The organism is uncultured Maricaulis sp., assembly GCF_963976135.1.
Classification (GTDB): Bacteria; Pseudomonadota; Alphaproteobacteria; order Caulobacterales; family Maricaulaceae; genus Maricaulis.
The window spans coordinates 1-24,015 of sequence record NZ_CAXBKN010000029.1 but is presented as its reverse complement, the minus strand read 5'-3'; the positions used below and the strand labels follow the sequence as shown (position 1 = coordinate 24,015).

The 24,015-nt window shown below is 63.8% G+C and carries 22 protein-coding genes; 16 read left to right on the top strand and 6 right to left on the bottom strand.

Features of this window, described 5'->3' with window-relative positions; genetic code table 11:
- Positions 1 to 182: 182 nt before the first annotated feature.
- On the bottom strand, positions 183 to 1,799 hold the full coding sequence (locus tag AAC023_RS05915) for a hypothetical protein (RefSeq protein WP_339739129.1): 1,617 nt from the start codon (positions 1,797 to 1,799) through the stop codon (positions 183 to 185).
- A gap of 114 nt (positions 1,800 to 1,913) precedes the next feature.
- Between AAC023_RS05915 and AAC023_RS05910 the strand changes: the two genes are divergently transcribed.
- The 8 genes from AAC023_RS05910 to AAC023_RS05875 all read left to right on the top strand — a co-directional run bounded on the left by AAC023_RS05910 (position 1,914) and on the right by AAC023_RS05875 (position 11,311).
- Positions 1,914 to 2,402, top strand: a complete 489-nt coding sequence (locus tag AAC023_RS05910) for a MerR family DNA-binding transcriptional regulator (protein ID WP_339739127.1) — start codon at positions 1,914 to 1,916, stop codon at positions 2,400 to 2,402.
- A 52-nt stretch (positions 2,403 to 2,454) separates the two neighbouring features.
- Complete coding sequence (locus AAC023_RS05905; RefSeq protein ID WP_339739125.1) at positions 2,455 to 4,245, top strand: acyl-CoA dehydrogenase C-terminal domain-containing protein; 1,791 nt, start codon at positions 2,455 to 2,457, stop codon at positions 4,243 to 4,245.
- 70 nt (positions 4,246 to 4,315) lie between these two features.
- Positions 4,316 to 5,479: an acyl-CoA dehydrogenase family protein gene (locus AAC023_RS05900; protein ID WP_339739123.1), complete on the top strand. Its 1,164-nt coding sequence runs from the start codon at positions 4,316 to 4,318 to the stop codon at positions 5,477 to 5,479.
- A gap of 19 nt (positions 5,480 to 5,498) precedes the next feature.
- Complete coding sequence (locus AAC023_RS05895; protein ID WP_339739121.1) at positions 5,499 to 6,098, top strand: FMN-binding negative transcriptional regulator; 600 nt, start codon at positions 5,499 to 5,501, stop codon at positions 6,096 to 6,098.
- 97 nt (positions 6,099 to 6,195) lie between these two features.
- A complete protein-coding gene (locus AAC023_RS05890; protein WP_339739119.1) occupies positions 6,196 to 7,401 on the top strand; it encodes an acetyl-CoA C-acetyltransferase in 1,206 nt (401 codons plus the stop codon).
- 25 nt (positions 7,402 to 7,426) lie between these two features.
- Positions 7,427 to 9,631 carry a 3-hydroxyacyl-CoA dehydrogenase NAD-binding domain-containing protein gene (locus AAC023_RS05885; protein WP_339739117.1) on the top strand — a complete coding sequence of 735 codons (2,205 nt, stop codon included), beginning with the start codon at positions 7,427 to 7,429 and terminating at the stop codon, positions 9,629 to 9,631.
- A 171-nt stretch (positions 9,632 to 9,802) separates the two neighbouring features.
- Entirely contained in the window at positions 9,803 to 10,048 is a 246-nt protein-coding gene (locus tag AAC023_RS05880) for a hypothetical protein (protein ID WP_339739115.1), read from the top strand.
- A 150-nt stretch (positions 10,049 to 10,198) separates the two neighbouring features.
- Positions 10,199 to 11,311 (top strand): glutathione S-transferase family protein, encoded by a 1,113-nt coding sequence (locus tag AAC023_RS05875; RefSeq protein WP_339739113.1) that lies wholly within the window; start codon positions 10,199 to 10,201, stop codon positions 11,309 to 11,311.
- Here AAC023_RS05875 and AAC023_RS05870 read toward each other — a convergent pair.
- Positions 11,292 to 12,077 carry a class III extradiol ring-cleavage dioxygenase gene (locus tag AAC023_RS05870; RefSeq protein ID WP_339739111.1) on the bottom strand — a complete coding sequence of 262 codons (786 nt, stop codon included), beginning with the start codon at positions 12,075 to 12,077 and terminating at the stop codon, positions 11,292 to 11,294. The two genes, AAC023_RS05875 and AAC023_RS05870, sit on opposite strands and share 20 nt — an antisense overlap.
- Before the next feature lie 106 nt (positions 12,078 to 12,183).
- Here AAC023_RS05870 and AAC023_RS05865 point away from each other — a divergent pair, with 106 nt between their 5' ends.
- The 4 genes from AAC023_RS05865 (at position 12,184) to thiD (ending at position 15,920) form a co-directional block, all read left to right on the top strand.
- Positions 12,184 to 13,074, top strand: a complete 891-nt coding sequence (locus AAC023_RS05865) for a LysR family transcriptional regulator (protein ID WP_339739109.1) — start codon at positions 12,184 to 12,186, stop codon at positions 13,072 to 13,074.
- A 176-nt stretch (positions 13,075 to 13,250) separates the two neighbouring features.
- Positions 13,251 to 14,084, top strand: coding sequence for a hypothetical protein (locus AAC023_RS05860; protein WP_339739107.1), 834 nt, complete (start codon positions 13,251 to 13,253; stop codon positions 14,082 to 14,084).
- A gap of 74 nt (positions 14,085 to 14,158) precedes the next feature.
- The gene (locus tag AAC023_RS05855) at positions 14,159 to 15,076 is read left to right on the top strand and encodes a tetratricopeptide repeat protein (protein ID WP_339739105.1); all 918 of its coding nucleotides are present in this window, start codon (positions 14,159 to 14,161) and stop codon (positions 15,074 to 15,076) included.
- A gap of 22 nt (positions 15,077 to 15,098) precedes the next feature.
- On the top strand, positions 15,099 to 15,920 hold the full coding sequence (gene thiD / locus AAC023_RS05850) for a bifunctional hydroxymethylpyrimidine kinase/phosphomethylpyrimidine kinase (RefSeq protein ID WP_339739103.1): 822 nt from the start codon (positions 15,099 to 15,101) through the stop codon (positions 15,918 to 15,920).
- A gap of 9 nt (positions 15,921 to 15,929) precedes the next feature.
- Here the strand turns inward: thiD and AAC023_RS05845 are convergent, their stop codons facing one another.
- Together AAC023_RS05845 and AAC023_RS05840 are read right to left on the bottom strand one after the other, a co-directional pair.
- A complete protein-coding gene (locus tag AAC023_RS05845) occupies positions 15,930 to 16,832 on the bottom strand; it encodes a DMT family transporter (RefSeq protein WP_339739101.1) in 903 nt (300 codons plus the stop codon).
- A 1-nt stretch (position 16,833) separates the two neighbouring features.
- Entirely contained in the window at positions 16,834 to 17,967 is a 1,134-nt protein-coding gene (locus AAC023_RS05840; RefSeq protein WP_339739099.1) for an aminotransferase class V-fold PLP-dependent enzyme, read from the bottom strand.
- A gap of 79 nt (positions 17,968 to 18,046) precedes the next feature.
- Here AAC023_RS05840 and AAC023_RS05835 point away from each other — a divergent pair, with 79 nt between their 5' ends.
- From AAC023_RS05835 to AAC023_RS05825, 3 genes are all read left to right on the top strand, one after another.
- Positions 18,047 to 19,237, top strand: a complete 1,191-nt coding sequence (locus AAC023_RS05835) for a phosphoserine transaminase (RefSeq protein ID WP_339739097.1) — start codon at positions 18,047 to 18,049, stop codon at positions 19,235 to 19,237.
- A gap of 62 nt (positions 19,238 to 19,299) precedes the next feature.
- Positions 19,300 to 19,869, top strand: a complete 570-nt coding sequence (locus tag AAC023_RS05830) for an acyloxyacyl hydrolase (protein ID WP_339739095.1) — start codon at positions 19,300 to 19,302, stop codon at positions 19,867 to 19,869.
- Between the two features lie 21 nt (positions 19,870 to 19,890).
- Positions 19,891 to 20,703: a PIG-L family deacetylase gene (locus tag AAC023_RS05825; RefSeq protein ID WP_339739093.1), complete on the top strand. Its 813-nt coding sequence runs from the start codon at positions 19,891 to 19,893 to the stop codon at positions 20,701 to 20,703.
- 10 nt (positions 20,704 to 20,713) lie between these two features.
- On the opposite strand, the gene AAC023_RS05820 is transcribed toward AAC023_RS05825, so the two are convergent.
- Entirely contained in the window at positions 20,714 to 21,280 is a 567-nt protein-coding gene (locus AAC023_RS05820; RefSeq protein ID WP_339739091.1) for a hypothetical protein, read from the bottom strand.
- A gap of 131 nt (positions 21,281 to 21,411) precedes the next feature.
- Between AAC023_RS05820 and AAC023_RS05815 the strand changes: the two genes are divergently transcribed.
- Positions 21,412 to 22,701, top strand: coding sequence for an adenylosuccinate synthase (locus AAC023_RS05815; protein WP_339739089.1), 1,290 nt, complete (start codon positions 21,412 to 21,414; stop codon positions 22,699 to 22,701).
- A gap of 15 nt (positions 22,702 to 22,716) precedes the next feature.
- On the opposite strand, the gene AAC023_RS05810 is transcribed toward AAC023_RS05815, so the two are convergent.
- On the bottom strand, positions 22,717 to 23,811 hold the full coding sequence (locus AAC023_RS05810) for an acyltransferase (protein ID WP_339739087.1): 1,095 nt from the start codon (positions 23,809 to 23,811) through the stop codon (positions 22,717 to 22,719).
- Positions 23,812 to 24,015 lie beyond the last annotated feature (204 nt).

Sequence of the window (24,015 nt, the reverse complement as noted above, 5' to 3'; positions counted from 1 at the left end):
GCTCACCTTATTGCCCAGCTTGAAGCTACCGGGCGGTTAATATTGTGTAAACCAAGGTTGGGAACGCTATATGTAGTGTTTCCACACCCAATGCGGAAAATCGACGCCGGAACGCCGAAATTCTGAGTCTGAACAAGGCTCCGACTCGGTTAACGCGGCGTAAAACCTGTGGGCAAATGGCGTTAATCGGTCTCTGCGAGCGGACCTGTCCCGGCCTCGGTGCCGGTGCCGGCATCGGCTTGCCGTGGCGGCGGACGGAAGTAATTGGGCGCGATGGCCTGCAATTGCGCATTCATCACCGCGGCTTCGCGAACCGGCAAAGTCGTCCCGGCGGCGGGCAGGCCAGAAGCAATGTCGAACAGCATCCAGGCCGACTCGACATCGGCCTGGCTCGCGGCATAGCGGCCCGCATGCCAATAGGTCAGCGCGCAATAGGGATCGGCCAGGGCGCTGCTGGCGAACAGGCCCATCGGATCGAGATCCGGCGCATGCGCGGAATCGGTGACGCGCAGCGCCGCCAGGGTTTCTGCGGCGAGCAGGTTGGCGGCTGCGCCGGCCAGGTCGCTGCGCCCGATATAGGGACGCAGGCCTGTCAGCGCGGCGGCCCGGTCGCCTTGCAGGGCGGCGAGGGTCGCCATCAGGGCCTCGAAATCCGCATCGCCGAGACCGGCGGCGACCAGTTGCGAGATGCGCGTGCAAAGCGGTTCGGCCGAGCGCGCCGGGCAGGGCCCCAGATGATGCGAGGCCTGATAGAGCATCAGCAGGGCGCCGGCCTTGTCGCCCGCATTCGCCGCAGCCTGGGCGGCATCGAGGAAGACCTCTTCGCCAGGGCTGGCAGCGGGAAGGCCCGCAGCGTCGAAGCCGGCCTGCACAAGCGGGGCGATCCGCGCGTCCGGCCAGTCATAGTCCGCCGCGGCGGCAGCGGGCAGGTTTTCCGGCCAGGGGAAGCGCGCCGTGCTTTCGCCGGCGCTGAGCCGGGTCCAGACTTCGCGCCGGCCATCGGGGCTGCTCGGGCTGAAGACGATGAAGCCGAACCGGGCCGGGATGCCGGTCAGCGCGTTCATCACATTGAGCGCATCGGGATGGATGGCGGTCGTGTGGCGCAGCCAGCGCCGGAATAATTCGATCTCGGCCGGGCTGCCATCAACCCCCGGGCTGATGCCGAGAATGACGGCGCCATCGGCATTGCGGCGGACTTCGGAGGCGCCGGTTTCGGTGGCGGTGACGAGCATCGGCACTTCGGCCAGCCGGACGCCCATGGCCGCCTCGATCCAGAAACGTTCGAACCGGCTGCCATCGGGCCCGGTTACCTCGTCGAGCTCACCGCCGCGGGTGTAGAAGGTGAAAGTGTCCATCTGCCGGTGGACATGGCCGATCACCGGCCGGTTGCGCATCACCGGGCCGGCCAGGGTCGCGACCCGGGTGAGGATACGTTCCTGCTTGAAATCAATCACGGCAGCGCCGGGATTGGTCGCCTCGGTGACGTATCCGTCGCCGATGACCACCTCCCGCGTTTCGGTCGACTGCACCGTGCCATCGAGATCGAAGCGCTCAATGCGCCAGCGCGTCCGCAGGACGCGCTCGTCTGTCGCGCCACGCGCGGCGAGATAATTGCCGCGGTTCAGAAAGGCGCCGGCCGGTGTATAGGCCGGGATTTCGACCTCGTCCTGCGCCGCCGCGGTGCGCTGGGTGATCGAAAACGGATTGTCGGCGGCTTGCCGGGCGAGTGCGGGCGGGGCGAAGGGCGCGGCCGCGAGGGCGAGCAGGGCCAGAAGCCAGGGGCGGGTTGATCGGGTCATGCTACAACATTGCCGTGCGGCGCTGGGTGAGGGAAGGGGGGAAGGCAAAAACATCTGCGTATCGACTTGAAAATCGAAAATGACGTTGACGTTCGCGTAAAGATGTGAGCATAAATGCGCATGCTTGATCCGGTCGCTCCTGATTCCGAATTTACCATCCGCGAACTCGCCCAGGAGTTCGATGTCACGCCCCGCACGCTGCGCTTTTACGAGCAGAAGGGCATGATCCATCCGGTCCGGCGCGGCGCCAGCCGCATCTATTCCGCGATTGACCATGCCCGGATCGAGCTGATCCTGCGCGGCAAGCGAGTCGGATTCGCGCTCGACGAAATCAAGGAAATCCTCGACCTTGAGCCGATCTATCGAGGTGGCCGCGAGCGGCTTGAGCCGGCGATCGAACGGTTCGAGGCGCGTGTCGCGGTTCTCAAGCAGCAGCGCGAGGATGTCGACCACGCCATCGCCGAACTGCAGGCCGGTCTCGACTGGATGCGCGACCGGCTCGCCGATCGCGAACCGTCTGACGAAGTGCGCCGCCGTGCCCGTGCCTTCGAGGCGCTGGCAGCAGCGCGGCTCGACCCCTGGTCAAGCCTGAACGCGGAATAGACTGAATAACAAAACCCTTCCTTGCCCCTTACGCCTCATCGGAGATCTCACCATGACAACCCCTTATCGCGCCCCGGTTCGTGACCAGCGTTTCATTCTCCATGATGTCCTCGATCTTTCGCAATATGGCGATCTGCCCGGCTTCGCAGATGCCGATGCCGACACCGTCGATGCCATCCTCGAGGAAGGCGCGAAATTCTGTGAGGGTGTGCTCGCACCGCTGTCGCATATCGGCGATGTCGAGGGCTGCGTCCGCGACATGGACGGCAATGTCAAAACCCCGGCCGGTTTCAAGGATGCGTTCAAGCAGATGTCCGAAGGTGGTTGGACAGCGCTTTCATCCGATCCGGAATATGGCGGTCAGGGCTTGCCACACGTGCTCAATCTGGCATTCAATGAAATGGTCTCGGCCGCCAATATGGCCTTCGGCATGTATCCCGGCCTCACCCTGGGTGCCGCCGCGGCGCTCCACACCGGTGGCAGCGACGAGCAGAAGCGTCTCTATCTGCCGAAAATGATTTCCTGCCAGTGGGGCGGGACGATGAATCTGACCGAGCCGCATTGCGGCACCGATCTGGGCATGTTGCGCACCAAGGCCGTGCCCCAGGCCGACGGCTCCTACAAGATTACCGGCCAGAAGATCTGGATTTCCTCCGGCGAGCACGACATGGCGGAGAATATCATCCACCTCGTCATCGCCCGCATCGAGGGCGCACCGGACGGCGTCAAGGGTATCTCCCTTTTCGTGGTCCCGAAATTCCTGCCCGATGCGGATGGCAATCCGGGCACCCGCAACACGCTGAAATGCGGCGGGCTGGAAGAGAAAATGGGCATTCACGGCAATGCCACCTGCGTGATGGATTATGACGAGGCCACCGGCTGGCTGGTCGGGGAGGAAAACAAGGGCCTCAAAATCATGTTTATCATGATGAATGAAGCCCGCCTCGGCGTTGGCCTGCAGGGCTATGCCCTCGCCGAAGCCGCCTATCAGCAATCATTGGGCTTCGCCAGGGACCGCCTCCAGGGCCGCTCCCTGACCGGGCCGAAAAACCCCGATGGTCCGGCCGATCCGATCATCGTGCATCCCGATGTCCGCCGCATGCTGATGGACCAGAAATCCTTTGTCGAAGGCGCGCGCTGTTTCGCGCTCTGGACCGCACTGCAGGGCGATCTCGAGGAGAAAGCCTCCGATCCGAACGTCCGCGAGAAGGCCGGTGATTACATGGCTCTGCTCACCCCGGTGGTGAAGGGCTATCTGACCGGCAAGGGTTTCGACATGGTCTCCAACGGGCTGCAGATCCACGGCGGATCGGGCTTCACCGAGGAGTGGGGCGCCTCGCAATTGCTGCGCGATGCCCGCATCACCCTGATCTATGAAGGCACGAACGGCATCCAGGCGCTCGACCTGGTCGGCCGCAAGCTGGCGATGAATGGCATGCGTCCGATCATGAGCTTCTTCGCCGAGCTTGACGCCTTCGTTGCCGCCGGTGGCGGCGAGAGCGAGCAGGTTTTCATCGCCGCGGTTGCCGACTGCAAGGCCAAGCTCGAGGAAGCCACCAACTGGCTGGTCGAGAATGGTCTGAAGAATTTCGACAATGCGGGCGCTGCCTCGCATGATTATCTCCAGCTCTTCGGTCTGACCTGCCTGACTTATATGTGGGCCAAGATGGCCAAGGTTTCGGCCGCGAAGATCGCCGCCGGTGACAGCGATCCGATCTATGCCAACAAGATCAAGACCGGCGTCTATTTCATCGAGCGCTGGGTGCCCGAAGGCGCCATGCATCTGGCCAAGGTCAAGACCGGCGCCGATGCGATGATGGCGCTGTCGGCCGAGGAGTTCTGAGGCGACACCGAACGCAGCCGCGAACACGATAAAAACGACACGAGCACCATAACACTGGGGAGTGGGTGATATGCAGGATCCGTTGAATGTACCCAAGCCGGCCTGGCTTGACCGCGAAGACGTCAATATCTTTTCCGAAGCCGTTGCCGGCTTTCTCGAAAAGGAATGCACACCCAATGCCGAGCGCTGGGAAGCGGCCGGCATTGTCGATCGCGAGCTCTGGTACAAGGGTGGCGAGGCCGGCCTGCTCGTGCCGTCATGCCCGGAAGAATATGGCGGCGCCGGCGGCGACTGGCGCCATGACTATGTCTTCCACATGCAGGCCTCGATGCGCGGTACCGGCGGCTGGGGCGCCTCGCTGCATAATTCCATCATCGGGCCCTATATCTGGCATTACGGCTCGGAAGAGCAAAAGCACGCCATCCTGCCGCAGATGGTCTCCGGCGAACTGGTCGGCGCCATCGCGATGAGCGAGCCGCATGCCGGTTCCGATCTGCAGGCGATCAAGACCACTGCCGTCAAGGACGGCAATGGCTACCGCATCAATGGCGCCAAGACCTTCATCACCAATGGCGGCACCGCCAATCTGATCATTGTCGTCGCCAAGACCGATGCGTCAAAAGGCTATGACGGAACCTCCCTCTTCCTCGTCGAGACCGACGGGCTGGAAGGCTTCCGCCGCGGCAAGCTGCTGGACAAGGTCGGCCTCAAATCCCAGGACACGGCCGAGCTCTTCTTCGACAATGTCTGGGTTCCCGCCAGCGCCTTGCTCGGCCCGCAAGAGGGCCAGGGCTTCATCCAGCTGATGCAGCAATTGCCGCAGGAACGCCTGCAGATCGCCGTCCAGGGTGTCGGCGTCATGAAACGCGCCCTGATCGAGACGATTGCCTATGTGAAAGAGCGCGAGGCCTTTGGCCGCCCGATCATCAAATTCCAGAACACCCAGTTCAAGCTCGCCGAGTGCAAGACCAAGGCGACGTTGGCGGAAGTCTTTGTCCACCATTGCTCCGAACGCCTGCTCAATGGCACGCTCGATGTCTCGACCGCCTCAATGGCGAAATACTGGGTCTCGGACGTCCAGAACGAGGTCGTCGACGAATGCGTGCAGCTGCATGGCGGCTATGGTTTCATGAATGAATATCCGATCGCCAAAATGTGGCGCGACAGCCGCGTCCAGCGTATCTATGGCGGCACCAACGAGATCATGAAACTGCTGATCGCCAGGTCGCTCTAGGGCTTATTGGACGCGAACCATGTACACGCCGAAACACTTCCGCATCGATGACCAGGCTTCGCTCTCCGCGTTGATGCGGGCCTATGATTTCGCCATCGTGCTGGTGCCCGGCGAGCCGGATCTGGCGGCGACGCATATTCCGCTCAAGCTCGATGATGGCCGGCAAATGCTGATCGGCCATGTCGCCCAGGCCAATCCGGTCGCCCAGGCGATCCGTGACGGCAAGGAGGCGATTGCGATCTTCTCCGGCCCGCATGCCTATGTCTCACCGACCTGGTATTCGGACCCCGACAATAATGTGCCGACCTGGAATTACATGGCGGTGCACGCCTTCGGGCATTTCATTCCGCTTGAGGGCGAGGCGGCGGAACGTTCGCTCTCGGCCCAGATCGCCGATTTCGAGTCCGACTGGCGCATCACCAATATCGAGCTTGGCCAGCGTGTCCGGCTCGAGAGCGCGATCCAGGCCTTCGAATTCAAGATTGTCCGCCTGGAGGGCAAGGCCAAGCTGTCACAGAACAAGCCGGCCGCCGAACGCCTCCTGATCGCCAAGGCGCTCGAAGCGCGCGGCGAAAACGCCGTGGCGCACCACATGACTGAAGTAGGGGCGGAGGAATGATCGCCCTTGTGAGATTTACCCCATCGGCCGGGAATTTGTCCGGCCCAACAAACCAAGTCGATAAAGCCACTCACCCGAAAACGGGAAAGGACGTAACATGACCGAAGCTTACATCTATGACGCCGTTCGCACGCCGCGCGGCAAGAAGAAGAACGGGGCGCTCAATGCGATCACCTCGCTGCAGCTCGCGACCCAGCAATTGCAGGCGATCCGCGATCGCAACGGGCTCGACACCGCACTGGTCGATGATGTCATCATGGGCTGTGTTTCGCCGGTTGGTGAGCAGGGCTCGGACATTGCGCGCTCGGCCGTGATCAATGCCGGCTATGCCGAAAGCACCGCCGGCTTCCAGGTCAATCGGTTCTGCGCTTCCGGCCTGGAAGCGGTCAATCTCGCCGCCGCCAAGGTGATGTGCGGCGAAGCCGATTTCGCGATCGGTTCCGGTGTTGAATCGATGAGTCGCGTGCCGATGGGTTCCGATGGCGGTGCCATGGGCGTCGATCCGGAGATCAGCTTCGATCATTATATCGTGCCCCAGGGCATTTCCGCCGATCTGATCGCCACCAAGCACGGCTTCAGCCGCGATGATGTCGACGCCTATGCGATGGAAAGCCAGCGCCGCTCGGCTCAGGCCTGGAAAGAGGGCCGTTTCAAGAAGTCCATCGTGCCGGTCAAGGACCAGCTCGGTCTGACCATTCTCGACCATGACGAGCATATGCGTCCGGGTACCGACATGCAGGCGCTCGGCAGCCTGAAATCGGCCTTCAAGGACATGTCCGATTTCGTCGGCTTCGAAGCGGTGGCGCTGCAGCGCTATCCCGAGATCGAATATCTCAACTGGGTCCATACCGGCGGCAATTCTTCCGGTATTGTCGACGGTTCCTCAGCTGTGCTGATCGGTTCCAAGGAAGCGGGCAAGAAGGCCGGCCTGAAGCCACGCGCCCGTATCCGCTCCATGGCCTCGATCGGTTCCGAGCCGACCATCATGCTCACCGGCCCGGTCGCCGTCACCGCCAAGGCTTTGAAGAAAGCCGGCATGTCGTCCAAGGATATCGATCTGTGGGAGCTCAACGAGGCGTTCGCCGCCGTCGTGCTGCGCCTGATGCAGGCCTATGAAATTCCCCACGACATCATGAACGTCAATGGCGGCTCGATCGCCATGGGACACCCGCTCGGCGCTACCGGTGCGATGATCCTCGGCACCTTGCTCGACGAGCTCGAGCGCACCGACAAGGAAACCGGCCTCGCCACGCTGTGCGTCGGCGGCGGCATGGGCACCGCCACCATTATTGAACGCGTCTAATCGGATCGATCAGGAGATATTTGAGATGAAAAACTTCACATTCGAGATCGACGCTGACGGCATTGCTCTCATCACCTTCGACAGCCCCGGCAAGTCGATGAATGTCATTTCCGCCGATGTCATGACGGATTTCGACACGCTGACGGCCAAGATCGCCTCTGACGACAGCGTCAAGGGCGCGGTCATCACCTCTGGCAAGGATGCCTTCTGTGCCGGTGCCGATCTGTCCGAACTGGGCGGCTCTGCGGCCGAGCTGGCCAAGCTTCCCGAAGACGAGATGAAGGCCAAGCTGTTCGAGCAATGCTTCCGTCTCAACAAGACATTCCGGGCGCTGGAAACCTGCGGCAAGCCGGTTGCGGCCGCGATCAATGGCCTCGCCCTGGGCGGCGGCTTTGAAATCGCTCTGGCCTGCCATTACCGCGTCATGCCGTCGGATAATTCCAAGGCCAAGCTCGGCCTGCCCGAAGCCATGGTCGGCGTTCTGCCCGGCGGTGGCGGCACCCAGCGTCTGCCGCGCCTCGTCGGCCTGATGAATGCGGCGCCGATCCTGCTGCAAGGCAAGCAGATCGACGCCAATACGGCCCTGGCCCAGGGCATTGTCCATGCCGTCGTGCCGATGGCCGAGCTGGTCGCCAAGGCCAAGGAATTGGTCAAGGAAAACAAGCTCGAGTCGAAACAGCCCTGGGATGCCGACAAATTCCGCTTCCCCGGTGGTGGTCCCTACCATCCGGCCGGAGCGCAAATGTTCGGCGCTGCCAGCCCGATGCTGCGCAAGACCACCTATGGCAATTACCCGGCCCAGCGTTACATCCTGTCCTGCGTCTATGAAGGCTCGCAGGTCTCGATGGACGAGGCGATCAAGATTGAAAGCCGCTATTTCACCAAGCTGATGCTGCGGCCTGAAAGCCGCAATATGATCCGCTCGATCTTCCTGTCGAAACAGGCGCTCGACAAGGGCGGCCGCCGTCCGGCCAGCCAGACGAAGGGCGAGATCAAGAAGGTCGGCGTCATCGGTGCCGGCTTCATGGGTGCGGGCATTGCCACGGTTTCGGTCCAGGCCGGGATCGAGATCGTCCTGATCGACGCCACGCAAGAGGGCGCCGAAAAGGGCAAGCAGCATGCGATGGATTATTTTGCCGGCGGCGTGAAGCGCGGCAAGGTTTCCCAGGAAAAGGCCGACAAGCTGGCCGGCATGATCACCCCGACTACCGATTACGCCCTGTTGAAGGATGTCGATCTGGTCGTCGAGGCGGTGTTCGAGAATTCCGAACTCAAGCACAAGATCACCAAAATGGCCGAGGATGTCATTCCCGAAGGCGCCGTGTTTGGCTCCAACACTTCCTCGATCCCGATCACCTCGCTGGCCACCGCCTCCAAGCGTCCTGACCAGTATATCGGCATCCACTTCTTCTCGCCGGTCGAGAAGATGAATCTGGTCGAGATCATCATGGGCGAGAAGACGGGCGATTATGCCCTCTCGCGCGCGATCGATTTCGTCACCCGGATCAAGAAGACCCCGATCGTCGTTGCCGATACGCGTGGCTTCTACGCCAATCGTTGCGTGATGCGTTTCATCGGCGAGGGCATGAATATGCTCGCCGAGGGCATCAAGCCGGCCCTGATCGAGAATGCGACCAAAATGGCCGGCATGCCGGTTGGTCCGCTTTCCCTGCAGGACGAGGTTGCGCTGGATCTCGGCGTGAAGCTGATCAAGCAGACCAAGGCCGATCTCGGCACCGCCTACAAGCCCTCGCCGACCGAACCCATCCTGTTCAAGATGGTTGAGGAATATGAGCGTTTCGGCCGCAAGAATGGCAAGGGCTTCTACGACTACCCGGCCGAAAAAGGCCAGCCCAAGCGGTTATGGCCCGAGCTGGAGCAGTTTGCTCCGGGCGGCAAATACGCGGAAGAACAGCCATCGGCCGACGAGATCAAGGACCGCATCCTCTACACCCAGGCGCTCGAAGCGGCGCGCTGTATGGAAGAGGGTATTGTCCAGGATCCACGCGAAGCCGATGTCGGCTCCATCCTCGGCTGGGGTTTCGCACCCTATACCGGCGGGGCGCTGAGCTTCATCGACACGGTCGGGGCAGCCGCCTTCGTCAAGCGTGCCGATGAGCTGGCAAAGGCCTATGGCGAGCAATTCGCCGTGCCGGCCCTGCTGCGCGAAATGGCCAAAAAGGGCGAGACTTTCTACGGCCGCTTCGGCAAGGAAGCCGCCGCCGCCTGATTGGCAGTGGCAGACTGAGTGAGGGAAGGCCGGTCCGGTAATCCGGGCCGGCTTTTCTGCGCCCGTGCGCAACTCGCTTCAACTCACTGTAAACCTTTCATTAATCAAATATGACATGCGTGGCGTCGCGAAGTGGCGATGATAAGGCGTCTCATCTAAGTGAGTCGTGACATGGAAATGCGCATGCCCCGTTTTGAACGAATGACGTGGCAGTCGTCCGCGAGGCTTGTTGCCCTTGCCTCCTGGGTCTTGGCGATTGCCTTGACCGGTGGCATGGGCTGGCAGGCCTGGACGGCGATCCAGGAAACCAATCATGCGCCCCGTTACGGTTCAGCCCGGACCGAAACCGTGGCGCGGGTAGCGCATTCGCTCACTGATGCCCAGATTATTGCCCAAAAGGACCGGGTCGTGCGCTAGCAGGCGTACGCCCTTGTTCAAGCCCCGGCCGGGGCCGTGACTGTGCCTGTCTTCCCGATCTGGAATCGAGCGGTATTCCCGTTGACAGCTTACCGCTTGCTCTGTGTGCGGCATGCGTCCAGACTCCTGAAAACATGAGGGAGTCTCGCCATGACTTACACGCTGATCGGCACCGCAGTCTCGCTCTATACCGGCAAGGTGCGCGGCTATCTGCGCTGGAAGAATGTGGCGTTCCGCGAACAGCTTTCGACGGTTGAGACCTATAAGTCGGTTATCCTGCCGCGGATTGGCTGGCCCGTTGTCCCGGTCCTGCTGCATGACGATGGTAGTGCGCGTGGTATCGTCGTGCAGGACACCACCGAGATCATCGACTATGTCGAGGCGCACGAGCCGGGACCTTCGGTCTATCCGGACGGGCCGGTGCAGAAGCTGGCGGCGCTGATCCTGGAATTGTTCGGCGATGAGTGGCTGGTCATTCCGGCGATGCATTATCGCTGGGCCTATAATCGCGATTTCGCCCAGGCCGAATTTGGCGCCACTTCCTATCCCGACCTGCCGCCGGACGAGCGCTTTGCGGCGGTGCAGAAATCGGTCGATTTCTTCTCCGGCGCACTCCCGGTTCTGGGCATCGCTCCGGAGAGTGTCGCCGCCGTGGAAGCTTCATTCGAGGCCTTTCTTGCCGCGTTTGATGCGCATCTGGAGCGCCATGACTTCCTGTTCGGCTCGCGGCCCTCGATCGGCGATTACGGTTTTCTCGGACCGCTCTACGCGCATTTGCTGCGCGATCCGGCCTCCGGTGAAATCATGGAAAGACTGGCGCCGCGCGTCGCCGGCTGGGCCCGTCGCACCCATGCACCGCAACACGGCCTGACGGGTGGATTTCTCGGGAATGACGATATTCCGCCAACCCTGATACCGATGCTGGAAATGTTCGCGGCGCAGCAATTGCCGGTCCTGCTCGACACCGCCGTGGCGCTGGCGGAATGGGCCGACGCCAACCCGGATCTTACTGAACTGCCACGTATATTGGGCTTCCACAAAGCCATGATCGGGCATCGTGATACGTCCGTCGAGGCCGATCGCGCCATCTTCCCCTATCCGCTCTGGATGCTGCAACGCGTCACCGACCATCTCGCTTCATTGCAGGGAGGTGCGCGTCAGGACGCCGAGAAAATGCTGCGCAGCATTGGCGCAGCAAAACTGATCGATTTTTCGCTGCCGATCCGGCTGAAGCGGGAAAATTTCAAGCTGGTCCGGGGGTGATTTCGCCGAAGCGCCAGACATCCATCGCGAGAACGCCGCGACTCCAGGAATGGTGCAGCAAGCGTCCTGGCTGACCCTGTCCTGCAGCAATGGCGGTGAGAAGCGGACGGAAATGCTCTGGGGTGGGATGATTGCGCGTCGCATGCGGAGCGTCGCGCCACTGGCTCAGCGCCGCGAGGTCGCCGCGCGCAATCAAGGGCCGGGCCCAATCATGGAAGGCGGCCGCGAATGGCGCTGACGGGGCGGTTTCGACCGGCCCAAAGGCATCGGCCAGGGCATGGGTCAGCGAGCCGGAGCCGACAAGCTGAACACCACGTCCGCTCAGAGGAGCAAGGGCGCGGCCCAGGGCGATGGCGGCGGCATCGCTGCGTGGCAGGCTGATCTGGATCACGGGGATATCGGCCTCGGGGCGCATCAGCGCCAGCGGGATCCAGGCACCATGGTCGAGGCCGCGCGAGCGATTGAGGCGCGCCGCGATTCCCGCCATCTGCAACAGGGCATGAATCTCGCCCGCCAGCTCCGGGGCTCCGGCGGCCGGGTAGACGGCCCGTTCCAGCGCCGGGCCGAAACCGCGGAAGTCATGGATGGTCGCGGGCCGCTCCGACGCAGTGATCTCTGCGGTCTCGCTCTCCCAATGGGCCGAGATGACCACAACCGCTGCGGCCAGGTCCGGCAGACCAATCTGCTTGAGGGCCTGGTTGGCTGCCGACCCGTTGAGCAGCAGGTCGGGCGCGCCGTGCGATATAAAAAGTGGTGGCAGGGTCATCGGACCTGTCCGCTTGCTGCATGAAGGAATATAGCAAGCATTAACAGGGCGGGCGTTTCGGGTTAATCACAGCTATTGGCGAGTTACTATTTCGCGTGAGGAAATAATGGACCGGATCGACGCCTTGAGACTCTTCTCCTCTGTCGCCGAACTGGGCAGTTTCACCCAGGCCGCCGAACGCGAGGGCATCACGCCCGGCGCGGCATCGAAACAGATCACCGCCCTGGAGACCCGGCTGCAGGCCCGCCTGTTCGAGCGCACGACGCGCTCGGTCCGTCTCACCGAAGCCGGCGGGGCGCTGCTCGACCGGGTGCGGCCCTGGCTGGGCGAATATGATGCGCTGGAAGAGGGCGTCGCCGATGCCCGTTCCGCTCCGGCCGGCCTATTGCGGGTCACGGCCTCGGTCGATTTCGGCTCGCGCCAGCTGATGAGGCCCATTGCCGGGTTCATGGCGGCCTGGCCGGGCGTCGAGGTGCGGCTTTCGCTGGTGGACCGCATGGTCGATCTGGTCGAGGAGGGTTTTGATGTCGGGGTGCGGATCGGCAATCTCGATGACAGCGCCCTGATCGCCCGCCGCCTGGCACCGGCCTGTATGAGCATCGTCGCCTCGCCGGCCTATCTGGCCGCACGGGGCACGCCGCGCCATCCGTCGGAACTGGCCACGCACGACATCATCATCGACCGCAACAAGCCGGCGCCGCAACAGCTCAAATTCACCCGCGGCAGCGAGGAGATCGATGTGCGCGTGTCCGGCCGTCTGACCCTGAATGGGGCCAGCGCCGCAATCGAGGCCGCCGCCGCCGGTGTCGGCATCGCCTGCTCGCCGCGCTATGCCGCCCGGGCCGCACTCGAGGATGGCCGCGTCGTGTCGCTGCTGCCGGACTGGGAGCCGGACCATCGCAATCTCTGGGCCGTTTTCCCGTCCAGCCGCTATCTCACCCACCGGGTACGCCTGTTTGTGGATCACCTCGCCGAGCACTTCACCAGCAGTATTTGACGCTGTGGACAAGTCTGTGGAAACTGTGTGGGCCATTTGAAGACAAGCCTGTGGGGAAGCTGTGTATTACTCCAAGGCTCAAGGCAGCTGAAATGCGGGGAAATTGCGGATTCTGCCCGGTCGCGCTTCATGATATACGGCCTGGCGAGGCAAGGATGGATTTCGGGGGAAATCAGATGAAATATTTATGGGTCGTGGGGCTGGTTTGCGCCGGTCTGACCGCTTGTGCGACCACGAATGCCGGCATCGGCGGTGGTGTCGCCAATAGCGCGTTCGATTACGCGCCCTCTCGGGCCAGCCGCAGCGCCGATACGCGCTTCGGTTACCGCCTCGCCGGTGCCGACTGGCAGGGCCGGATGGTCTTCGAATCCGTTGGCGGTGAAGCGCGCGTCGATCTCGCGCTCGACGGACTGGCGAGCGGCGATGCGCGCGCGGAATTGCTGATTGCCATGCCGTATCTCGATGGCGGTGTGCGCCGTTATGAGGGCGTGACCGGCGCCGGCACAGCCGTTCTGGTCGAATTGCAGGCGGGGCCATGCCAGGAGCGGGTTGACCTCACCCAGCCATATTTTGCCACCGTCCGCATCGGGCAGGACGAGATCCATGGTTGCGCCGCAGAAGTCGCCCCGGTCGACCGCTGGTCGAATTATCTCGCCGAATACCTGCCGGCGATTGATGCCTGCCTCGCGGAGATGTCCGGCGAGGCCGACCATGTTTCCCTCGCCTATACGCTGTCTGGCGGCGCGACCGGAATCCGGCTGGTTGACCGCGACGGCGGCAGCTGGGAATGCGCCACGCGCGAGGATGGTCAGCGCGTCAATTCGCTGCGCGCGATCAATGCTGCCGATGCCGTGCTCGGCGAGGGCGATCCGATCTTTGTCCGCTCGGCCATGCCGGATGCGATGATGAGCTGCTATGTCTTTGAATCCGTGCGCGAAGCCGATGGCCGACTGATTGGCGCGCTGGGTCATGATACCTGTGATGGCGGTGTTGATCAGAGTATTGGCTGAGGTTGCGCACGGGCCAGGATTTGCCATCCGCCCCGCCGCACTTAACGCGGCCTTAACGCGAAGCGGTGGAGGGCATGCAGATGCGCGCCCTGATCTATCTCTGTCTTGCCCTGTCGATGGCCTCCCCCGCCCATGCCGAATTGCGCGATCTTCGCGCCCGGCTGTCCGGCCAGGAGGGCCTGATCTGGATTGCCTTTGACGGCCAGCCGACCGTTTTGCGCCGGGAGCGCACGGCGTCCGGCCTTGATCTTGTCATTGAGGGCATCGAGGCCAGCCCCCGCCATATCATACCGCGCCGCCGCGAACTGGTGACCGCCATTGAAGTCGAGCCCACCGAACGCGGTGTGCGGATCCAGGTCCGGGGCGCGCAGGCCTGGAGCGCGAGCGAGGCGGAATTACGCCTGGGCGGGGTTCTGGTCCGGGTGCAATTGGCTGCAGGCGCTGCGGCGACCGAGATGGCTCCGGCGGCTCCGGCCTATCCGGCGGCCGCGCCCGGCTGGCAGCCGACGCCGACCACGGGGCATGACCCAGCCTCGCCGGCCTCCATACCGCCGCCCGCGCGCGCCGAGCCGCACACGCCACAGCCACAGACCCCGTCCCGGCCGCCCGCTCCAGCTGAGCCGTCGCGCGCGAGTTCCATGCCGGCCCAGGCCGCCAGCATGGCAGCGGCTGCCTTGCCTGCCGAGCTCACGGCCTGCGCCGATGCGGCAGCAGCGGTCGAGGCGAATCCCTGGGATGATGCGCGGCTGATGCAGCATGCGGGCTGTCTGGCCCGCGCCGGTGAAACGGCCGCGGCCAGCCGCATCTACGAACAAATGCTGGCCTTCGAGCCGGAAAACGTCACCGTGGCTCTGGCCCTCGCGGATCTCCGGCTGCAACAGGGTGATCGCGCCGCAGCCCGGGCGCTGTATTTGCGCGCCGCCAGCCATGCGACCAGCGATTCCGAAGCTCTGCGCGCGCGCGGCCAGGCCCAGTTGCTACAGCCGGAATAATGCTTCAGGTCAGGGGATGGTCATGGCAGAGATGATGACGGAAATCGAACATGCGGGCCGCGTGCTCGTGATTGCCGGATCCGATAGCGGCGGCGGTGCCGGTATCCAGGCCGATATCAAGGCGATCGCGGCCATGGGCGGTTACGCCACCACCGCGATCACGGCAATCACGGCCCAGAATACGCTCGGCGTAACGGCTGTGCACCCGGTCCCTCTCGACATCGTCATCGCCCAGATGACCGCTGTGCTCGACGATATCGGCACGGATGCCATCAAGACCGGCATGCTGGTCAATGAGGCGATTGTGCTGGCCGTCGCCGATATGATCGAGCAGCGCGCCCCGGGCCGCCCCTTCGTGCTCGACCCGGTTATGGTCGCGACCTCGGGCGATGTCTTGCTGGATGAGGGCGCCGAAGCGGCTATCCGCGACCGGCTTTTGCCACTGGCAACGCTTGTCACGCCGAATATCCCGGAAGCCGAACGGCTCGCCGGCGGCAAGATCGAGGATATTGACGGGCAGATCGGTGCTGCCGAGGCGTTGATCGAAATGGGCGCCCGTGCCGCATTGGTCAAAGGTGGTCATGGCAGTGGCAGCGTCGCCCGTGATGTGCTGGTTTCGGCGCGCGGCATGGAGATCATCGAGCGCCCCCGGATCGAGACCCGCCATACCCATGGCACGGGCTGTACCCTGGCCTCGGCCATCGCCGGACTGCTGGCGCGCGGTTATTCCCTGTCGGATTCCGTCAAGCATGCCGGGGATTATCTCTATGAAGCGATCTCCCGCGCACCCGGTTTCGGTGCCGGTCACGGCCCGGTCGACCATATGTGGATGATCCGGGAATAGTCCGCGTGATCAGACCGGCGGTGGCAGGGGCTTCTTGCGCGCAATCCAGACCCCGGCGAGGATGATTGCCAGCGCCAGAAGGGCCGTCCAGCCCAGGGTCTCACCGATCAGAACGCCGGTCGCAACGGCCGCGATCGGGGTCATGTAGTTGACCGTCGCCAGAAAGCTCGGCCCGGCGGTGCGCGCGATCTGCATCAGCAGGACCGAGGCCAGCGCGGTTGGTCCGATCGCCAGCCACAAGACGCTCATCCAGGCTGATGCCGGCGCCGCCGGCATGTGGGCCAGGTCCCAGACCCCGAAGGGCAGTGACAGCAGTGCGCCCATGATCAGCATGCCCGCCCCCGAGAGCGAGGGCGGTGTGTCGGGCAGGAGACGGGCCAGCACGGCATTGATCCCGTAACAGATCGCCGCGCACAAAATCCCGATCTGGGCCAGCAGACCCGACCCGCCCAGCCCTTGCAGCGCGACCGGTCCGAGCAGGATAACGACGCCGCCGAAACCGATCAGAAAACCGGCCAGACGGCGGCCATTCATCCGTTCGCCGGGCACGAAAACATGCGCCAGCGCGATGGTGGTGAGCGGCATGGTGGCGATCAGGATTCCGGTCAGCGAACTGTCGATGGTCTGTTGGCCCCAGCTGATCAGGAAGAAGGGCGCGGTATTGCCGAACAGGCCCAGCGCGCCAAACCAGAGCCAGCGCTTGTCATTGAGCGGCGGCAGGCGGTGGCCGCGGGCATAGGTCCAGCCGGTCAGGAGAATCGCCGCGCCGCCAATGCGCACCAGGATCAGCGCAGAGGGGGGGAAACTGATCACTGCGTGCTTGATGAAAGCATAGGCCGAGCCCCAGAGCAGGGTCAGCACAAGCAGCATGGCCCAGTCGCGCAGAGACGGGTGGTGGACGGGCCGGGTCAAATCAGAGCTCGGCCTGCAGCGCGGCGCGCAGCCGGGCCAGATCAGTCTCGTCATTATACAGATGCGGGGTGACGCGCAGCCGGTCGCCGCGTTGCGAGACATAGACCTGCCGCGCTGCGAGACGCTTGACCAGGTCGGCCGGCGCGCCGTCGGGCAGGGCGAGGCAGAGATAATGCGGCGCGCGCTGCGGTGTCACATCGCGCAGGCCGAGCGGGGCCAGGGCTTCGGCGATCTCTGCCGTTCTGGCCCCGAGGGTTTCCGATATCTCAGCGACGCCCCAGTCGAGCATGTGCTGCAAGCAGACATTCGCCGCCGGTACCAGCTGGAAGGCCGAGCGCTCGCCCATGTCGAAACGGCGCGCGCCTGGTGCGTATTCATCGGCATAATCGACCAGCCGGGCGAAATCCTCGGCCCGGTCGCGCACGATCCAGTTCTCCTCCAGTGGCTCGCCGGGCTGGTGCTGCGGTGCGACATAGAGGCCGCCGATGGAATAGGGGCCGAGCAGCCATTTATAGCAGGCGGCGACAGCAAAATCGGGCTGGATCGCCGCCATATCAAAGGGCAGAACGCCCAGCGACTGGGTCAGGTCGAGCACGAGCGCCGCGCCCTGGCGGCGCGCCGCATCGCTGATCGCGGCGAGGTCGAGCTGGCCGCCATCGGCCCAATGCACATGCGGGCAGGCGACGATCGAGGTCGCGGTGCTGATCGCGCCGAGCATGGCTTCGGTCCAGCCCTGATCCTCACGCCGCGTCACTGTACGGATGCGGGCACCATATTGTTTCGCCAGCCCGCGCCAGACATAGATATTCGACGGGAATTGCGCGTCGAGGACGAGGATTTCCGATCGGGCGTCAGGGGCAAGATTGCGCGCTGCTGTCGCCAGCCCGTAGGAGGCGGCCGGCACGATGGCGACATCATTGCGGCTGGCCCCGAACAGGGCTGCTGCGCGGGTGCGGAAAGCTTCCGGCGCGGCAAAGAAATCGGCCTCGATATCGAGCGTCCAGGGCCGGGTCTTGCGGGCATAGCTGGTCGCCCCCGCACCGGATCCGGCGATCGGCATCGGGCCCATATAGGCGGCGTTGAAATAGGCGACCTCGCGCGGCAGGTCGAACAGGGCGCGTTGTGATGCGATCATGCAAAGCCTCTTGCCCCGCTGCGCGCAGGGCGTCAACGTGTCGGCGACTCCCTTGCCGCCCCATGATCCGGAGATACACGTGGCCGATTCCCAGACTGCCGCCCCCGACACCCGCAATACCAAGCCCATGACCCGGCCCGCCGATCCGCGTTTTTCCTGTGGACCGGTGAAAAAGCATCCCGGCTGGACCTGGGAAGGGCTCGGCGAGGCGCCACTTTCACGCACCCACCGCGCCGGCCAGGCCGTGGCGCGGATCAAGGAATCGATTGACCGCACGCATGCGCTGCTGGAACTGCCGGAAGGCTACAAGGTCGGCATCCTGCCCGGCTCCGACACCGGGGCGATGGAAGCGGCGATGTGGTCGCTGCTCGGCCAACGGGGCGTCGATGTGTTTGGCTGGGACGTGTTTGGCAAGCGCTGGATCCTCGATGCCCGCGACGAGCTGCCGCTTGAGGATTTACGCATTTTCGAGACCCCGGCCGGGCAATTGCCCGATCTGGCCCAGCATGATGGCCAGCGCGATACGGTCTTCACCCTGAATGGCACGGCGGCCGGTGTCTGGGTGCCCGATCTCGACTGGATCGACGCCAGGCGCGAGGGGCTGACCCTGTGCGACGCCACCTCGGCCGCCTTTGCCGTCGATATTGACTGGTCGAAGATCGATGTCCTCACCTTCTCCTGGCAGAAATGCCTCGGCGGCGAGGCCCAGCACGGCATGCTGGTGATGAGCCCGCGCGCGATCGAACGCCTCAACAGCTACAAGCCGTCCTGGCCCATTCCCGGCCTGCTGCAATTGCACGCCGGCGGCAAGGCAAATATGGCGCTTTATGAGGGCTCGACCCTCAACACGCCGTCGCTGATGTGTGTCGAGGACTATGTCTCATCCCTGAAATGGGCGGCCCGGATTGGTGGCCTGCCCGAGCTGGTGCGGCGGCGCGAAGAGAATTTCGCTGTGCTCGACGCCTGGGTGAAACAATCTGACTGGCTCGGTTATCTGTGTGAGGACCCGGCCGTCCGTTCGCCGGTCTCGGTGACGCTGAAATTCACCGATCCGCGCGTCGCAGTGATGGATGCCGAGGCGCAATGGGCGCTGACCAAACGGATTTGTACCCTGCTCGAGCGTGAGAATGCGGCGCTCGATATCTCGATGCACCGCCAGTCCGTGCCCGGTATCCGCATCTGGTGCGGGCCGACCATCGAACGTGATGATTTGGCCGCACTCGGCCCCTGGCTCGACTGGGCCTGGGGCGAGGCGCTGGACGCGGCGTAACGGTCGCGCTATCCGTTGCACAACAGGGATTTGGCATCGGGCCTCAGCTCAAGGGGATGATCATGATACGTTTTATGATGGCGGCTGCAGCCGTCGCGCTGTTGGCCGGTACGGCCCAGGCTGAAGATCGCGGCATGGAATTCCGCCTCGGTGTGACCGCCCATGATCTGGCCGACCATGTCGAGGACGGCCCCAATGTGACTGCCGAACTCCTGTTCGCTTCGCCGGATTTCCTGTCCGGCATCTGGTCGCCGCGGCCCTATGTCTATGGCTCGTTCAACACCCAGGGCCTGACGGATTTCGGTTCGGTCGGCCTGGCCTGGAATATCGCGCTGTCCGAGCGGCTCAATCTCGAGCTCAAGGAAGGCCTGTCCTATAATGACGGCGTCGTTGATATCGACCAGAATGCGCCTCCCGGCGATCCCAACCGGATTCGCCTGGCGACAACGCGGGCCCTGATGGGCAGCCATATCCTGTTCCACACCACGATCGGTCTCGATTACGACATCAATGATCGCTGGGCGATCGGAGCCTATTACGAGCATATCTCGCATGGCCAGATCCTCGCATCGGGACGCAATCAGGCGCTCGACAATGCCGGTGTCCGCCTGAGCTATCGCTTCGGCCGCTAAGCCGTGCCGCGCTCGCCGGTCTTGCGATTCCTGATCGTCATCGCCGGCGTGCTGGTGATCGCGCTGGCGTCTGCCTGGCTCTGGCTCGATTCCCTGTTCGAAGCCCCCGGAACGCGGACCGTGCCGTCGGTCGCGGGGGAGGTCGGCGCGCAATCCGTGCTCGCCGTCTTCGCCCATCCCGATGACGAGCAATCGGTCACCGGCCTGCTGATCCGCGCCCGGACGCGTGACGGGGCGGTCACCCGCATGATCACGGCAACGCGCGGCGAGGCGGGCACGCCCTTGCCCCAGGTCAGCCGTCCCGGCGAGCTGGGCATTATCCGCCACGCCGAAGTGCTCAAGAATGGCTGGGCGCTGGGGCTCGAGGCGCAGGAGGTCTGGGATTATCCCGATGGCGGGCTTTCGGATGCGGACTACGAAATCTATGTCGGGCGCCTGATGGAGCGGATGCAGGCCTGGCAGCCGGATCTGATCGTCACCTTCTGGCCGGAGAGCGGCCTGTCCTGGCATCCCGATCACCGCACCGCCGGACGCGCCGCGACCGAGGCCGTGCGGCGTCTGCGCGAACTTGATCCCGACACCGCGCCGCGCGCCATCGCCTATATCCTGGCGCCGAGCCGCATGATGGGCCGTTTCGGCGGCGAGCGCGGCCGGCATGTCGTCGCCAACCAGCCCGCGCCCAATCTGCAAATGCCGGGCGAGGGCTGGGCCAAGGTGCGCGGCTGGCAGATCCACGCCTCGCAGCGCGATTATCTGCGACACGCCTACGGCATCCCCGCCGAGCTGCTCTATGCCCTCTACGACATGGAACATTATTACGTCGTCGAGTTCTGAGCCGCGCTGCCTACTCGCCGCGGGCTGCTGCCGCCTCGGCTGCGCGCGGGTCGGTCTCCTGGCGTACATAGATGCCGACAAACCAGTCGGACCAGCTGCCATCACTGCCCTGTTGCTGGAAATGCTGCCGCACAGAACCATCCTCCTGCAGCGTCCAGACACCGCGGAAGGGGGCGCGAACGCCATTGCCGGTATTGTGGATTTCGCCGGTCAATTCCATGGCGCCGTCGGCATTGAGCCCGCCGGTATAGTCGATGAAATTGCCCGGGCTGACCCAGACCTGGCGCCAGGCGCCGACGAGGGGGTCGTAGAAATTCATGCTCTCGCCGGTACTGCCGCTGGCGCCGCTCCAGCGTTCGCTGATCAGGCAACCACCCTGGGCCTTGGTGATCGAGTTGTGGCCCTGATAGGGGCCGTCATCGGGCGCATAGACATTCCATTCCCCGACCCAGAAATCGAAATCATCATGCATGGTGTCGTTGCATCCTTGTGGCGGGGTTTGCTGCGCACTGGCGCCCGGCGTCATGGCAAAGGCGAGCAATGCCGAGGCGAGAAGTGTTCGTGCTGAAATCATCATGGTCTCCGCATGAAACTGCCGATGGAGGATTTTCCGGGCACGATGTTGTCGGGATCGCCGGATGAATGCAAATTGATCTGGTCCGGGTCACGGCTTCGTGACAAAAACCCGCGACAGGACAGGAGTCAGACATGGCGAACGTAACCGTGGTGGGCGCCCAGTGGGGCGATGAGGGCAAGGGTAAGCTGGTCGACTGGCTCAGCCATCGCGCCGATGTCGTCGCGCGTTTTCAGGGCGGGCATAATGCCGGCCATACCCTGGTCGTCGGCGAGAAAGTCTACAAGCTCTCGCTGCTGCCCTCCGGTGTCGTGCGCGGCAAGCTGTCGGTGATCGGCAATGGTGTCGTCGTTGACCCCTGGGCCTTCATCGCCGAAGCCGAGCGCATCAGCGCCCAGGGCGTTGATATCAATCCCGACGTCGTCAAGATTTCCGAGACCGCAGCCCTGATCCTGCCGATCCACCGCGAACTCGATGCCTTCCGCGAAAACCGCGATGATGGTGAAGCCATCGGCACGACGCGCCGCGGCATCGGTCCGGCCTATGAAGACAAGGTCGGCCGCCGCGCCATCCGCGTCATCGACCTGATGGACGAGACGGCGCTGAAGGCGCGCGTCGCCGATATCCTGCACCATCACAATGCCCTGCGCCGCGGCCTCGGCCATCCGGAATACCCGGCCGCGCAATTGCTCGCCGAGATCCTCGAGATCGCGCCGAAAATCATCCCCTATGCCGCGCCGGTCTGGCGGGTGCTGGCCGATGCGATCCGCGCCGACCAGAAAGTCCTGTTCGAGGGCGCCCAGGGCGCGCTGCTCGATGTCGATCACGGCACCTATCCCTTCGTGACCTCGTCCAACACCGTCTCCGGCCAGGCCTCAGCCGGCACCGGCGTCGGGCCGAAGGATGTCGGCTATGTGCTCGGCATCGCCAAGGCCTATATGACGCGCGTCGGCGCCGGCCCGTTTCCCAGCGAGCTGCATGATGATGACGGCCAGAAGCTCGGCGAGCGCGGCCATGAGTTCGGCACCGTCACCGGACGTAAGCGCCGCTGCGGCTGGTTCGATGCAGTGATCACGCGCCAGACTCTGCAGGTCGGCGGTGTGTCTGGGGTTGCGCTCACGAAGCTCGACGTGCTCGACGGTTTCAAGACGCTGAAAGTCTGCGTCGCCTATGAGCTCGATGGCCAGCGTCTCGATTATCTGCCCGCCGGCAAGGAAGCCCAGGCACGGGTCACCCCGGTCTATGAGGAGCTCGAAGGCTGGCAGGGCTCGACCGCCGGCGCCCGCTCCTGGGCCGATCTCCCGGCGGAAGCCGTCAAATATGTCCGCCGCGTCGAGGAGCTGATCGAATGCCCGATCGCCCTGGTCTCGACCAGTCCGGAACGCGAGGACGTGATCCTGATGCAGGACCCGTTCCGGGCCTAGCGCTGATTGGAGTGCCTATTCTGCCGCCACCATGCGCGGCTGACGCAGCCGGGCCAGCAGGTAGGGCTTCATCGCCAGGGCCGGTTTTTCGACCGTGACCCGCAATACCCAGCCGGCGGCAATCGCGCTGACGGTCATGATGGCGAACAGGGCGTTGGCGCCGATGCCCGGCATCAGGGCGAAGGCCATCATGCCCAGCGGCCAGTGCAGGATATAGACGCCGTAGGAGACATCCTCGACTTCGCGCAGCGCCTTGCCGATGCGGCCGGGCACATCGAGGAAACCAACCCAGAGATAAAGCCAGGCCAGGGCGATCTGCAGCATCACCGGGCCCATGGCCGTGCCCTGGCTGGCAAAGGCGGCGAGCAGGGCCAGGCCGACATAGCCGGCCGAGAGCGGGATCTGGTCGCGGGCGGCATAGAAGCCGGCGCCGATCATGAAGGCGGGGCCAAAGCGGGCCATCGAACCGATCGTGCCCTCGCCAATGCCGCTATAGCCGAAGATCTGGTAGGCGACGCCGAAGGCGGCAGCCAGGCCGGCCCAGACCAGGATCAGGCTGCGGTGGCGATACAGGCCGACTGCGGCCAGCAGGCCGACGCCGAGATAGGCGAGCAATTCATAGCGGATCGTCCACAGCGCACCATTCATCGTGCCGCCGATCGGTGAGGCGTTGAACACTTCCGGCAGGCCGGCCAGCGGGTCGGCCTGGGAAATCACCATCAGCGGGAATTGCAGGGTCTGGGCATGGCTCCAGTATTCGCCGGGCGACAGCTCGGTGAAGAGCGGACCAACCACGAGCCACATCAGCAGCACGGCCGCAATCAGGCCCGGGAAGATGCGCAGCACCCGCGATGCGGTGAAGGAGAGCATGTCCCGGTTATTGAGCAGGCTGGCGGTGATCATATAGCCGGAGAGGATGAAAAACCCGTCGAGCGCCAGCTGTACAGTCGCATCGACAAATTCCGGCCACACCCCGTGATAGGGCAGACCCATCGGGATTAGCACCGCATGGGCATAGACAACAACAATCGCGAAGACGATCCGCATGGCGGTGAATGTGTTCGACTTGTCTTCGAGCCGGCCATGGCCGGAATGAAAGATCGCCCGCATGATTTCGTCCTCATTTGACCGTTTGTATTAGGGAATGAGCAATAATTGGGCCGCCGCGTGCAGTGATTGAAACCTTTCGTTATTGTTTTGAATTTGTTCAGAAAACCGGACAGGTCCTGGTTTGAGGCTGGGGCGGGCTGGCACGCCGTCTTCCCGTATTGGGATAGGCAAATGGGGCAAGTGTCCCGGTTTGCGTGTGCGGCT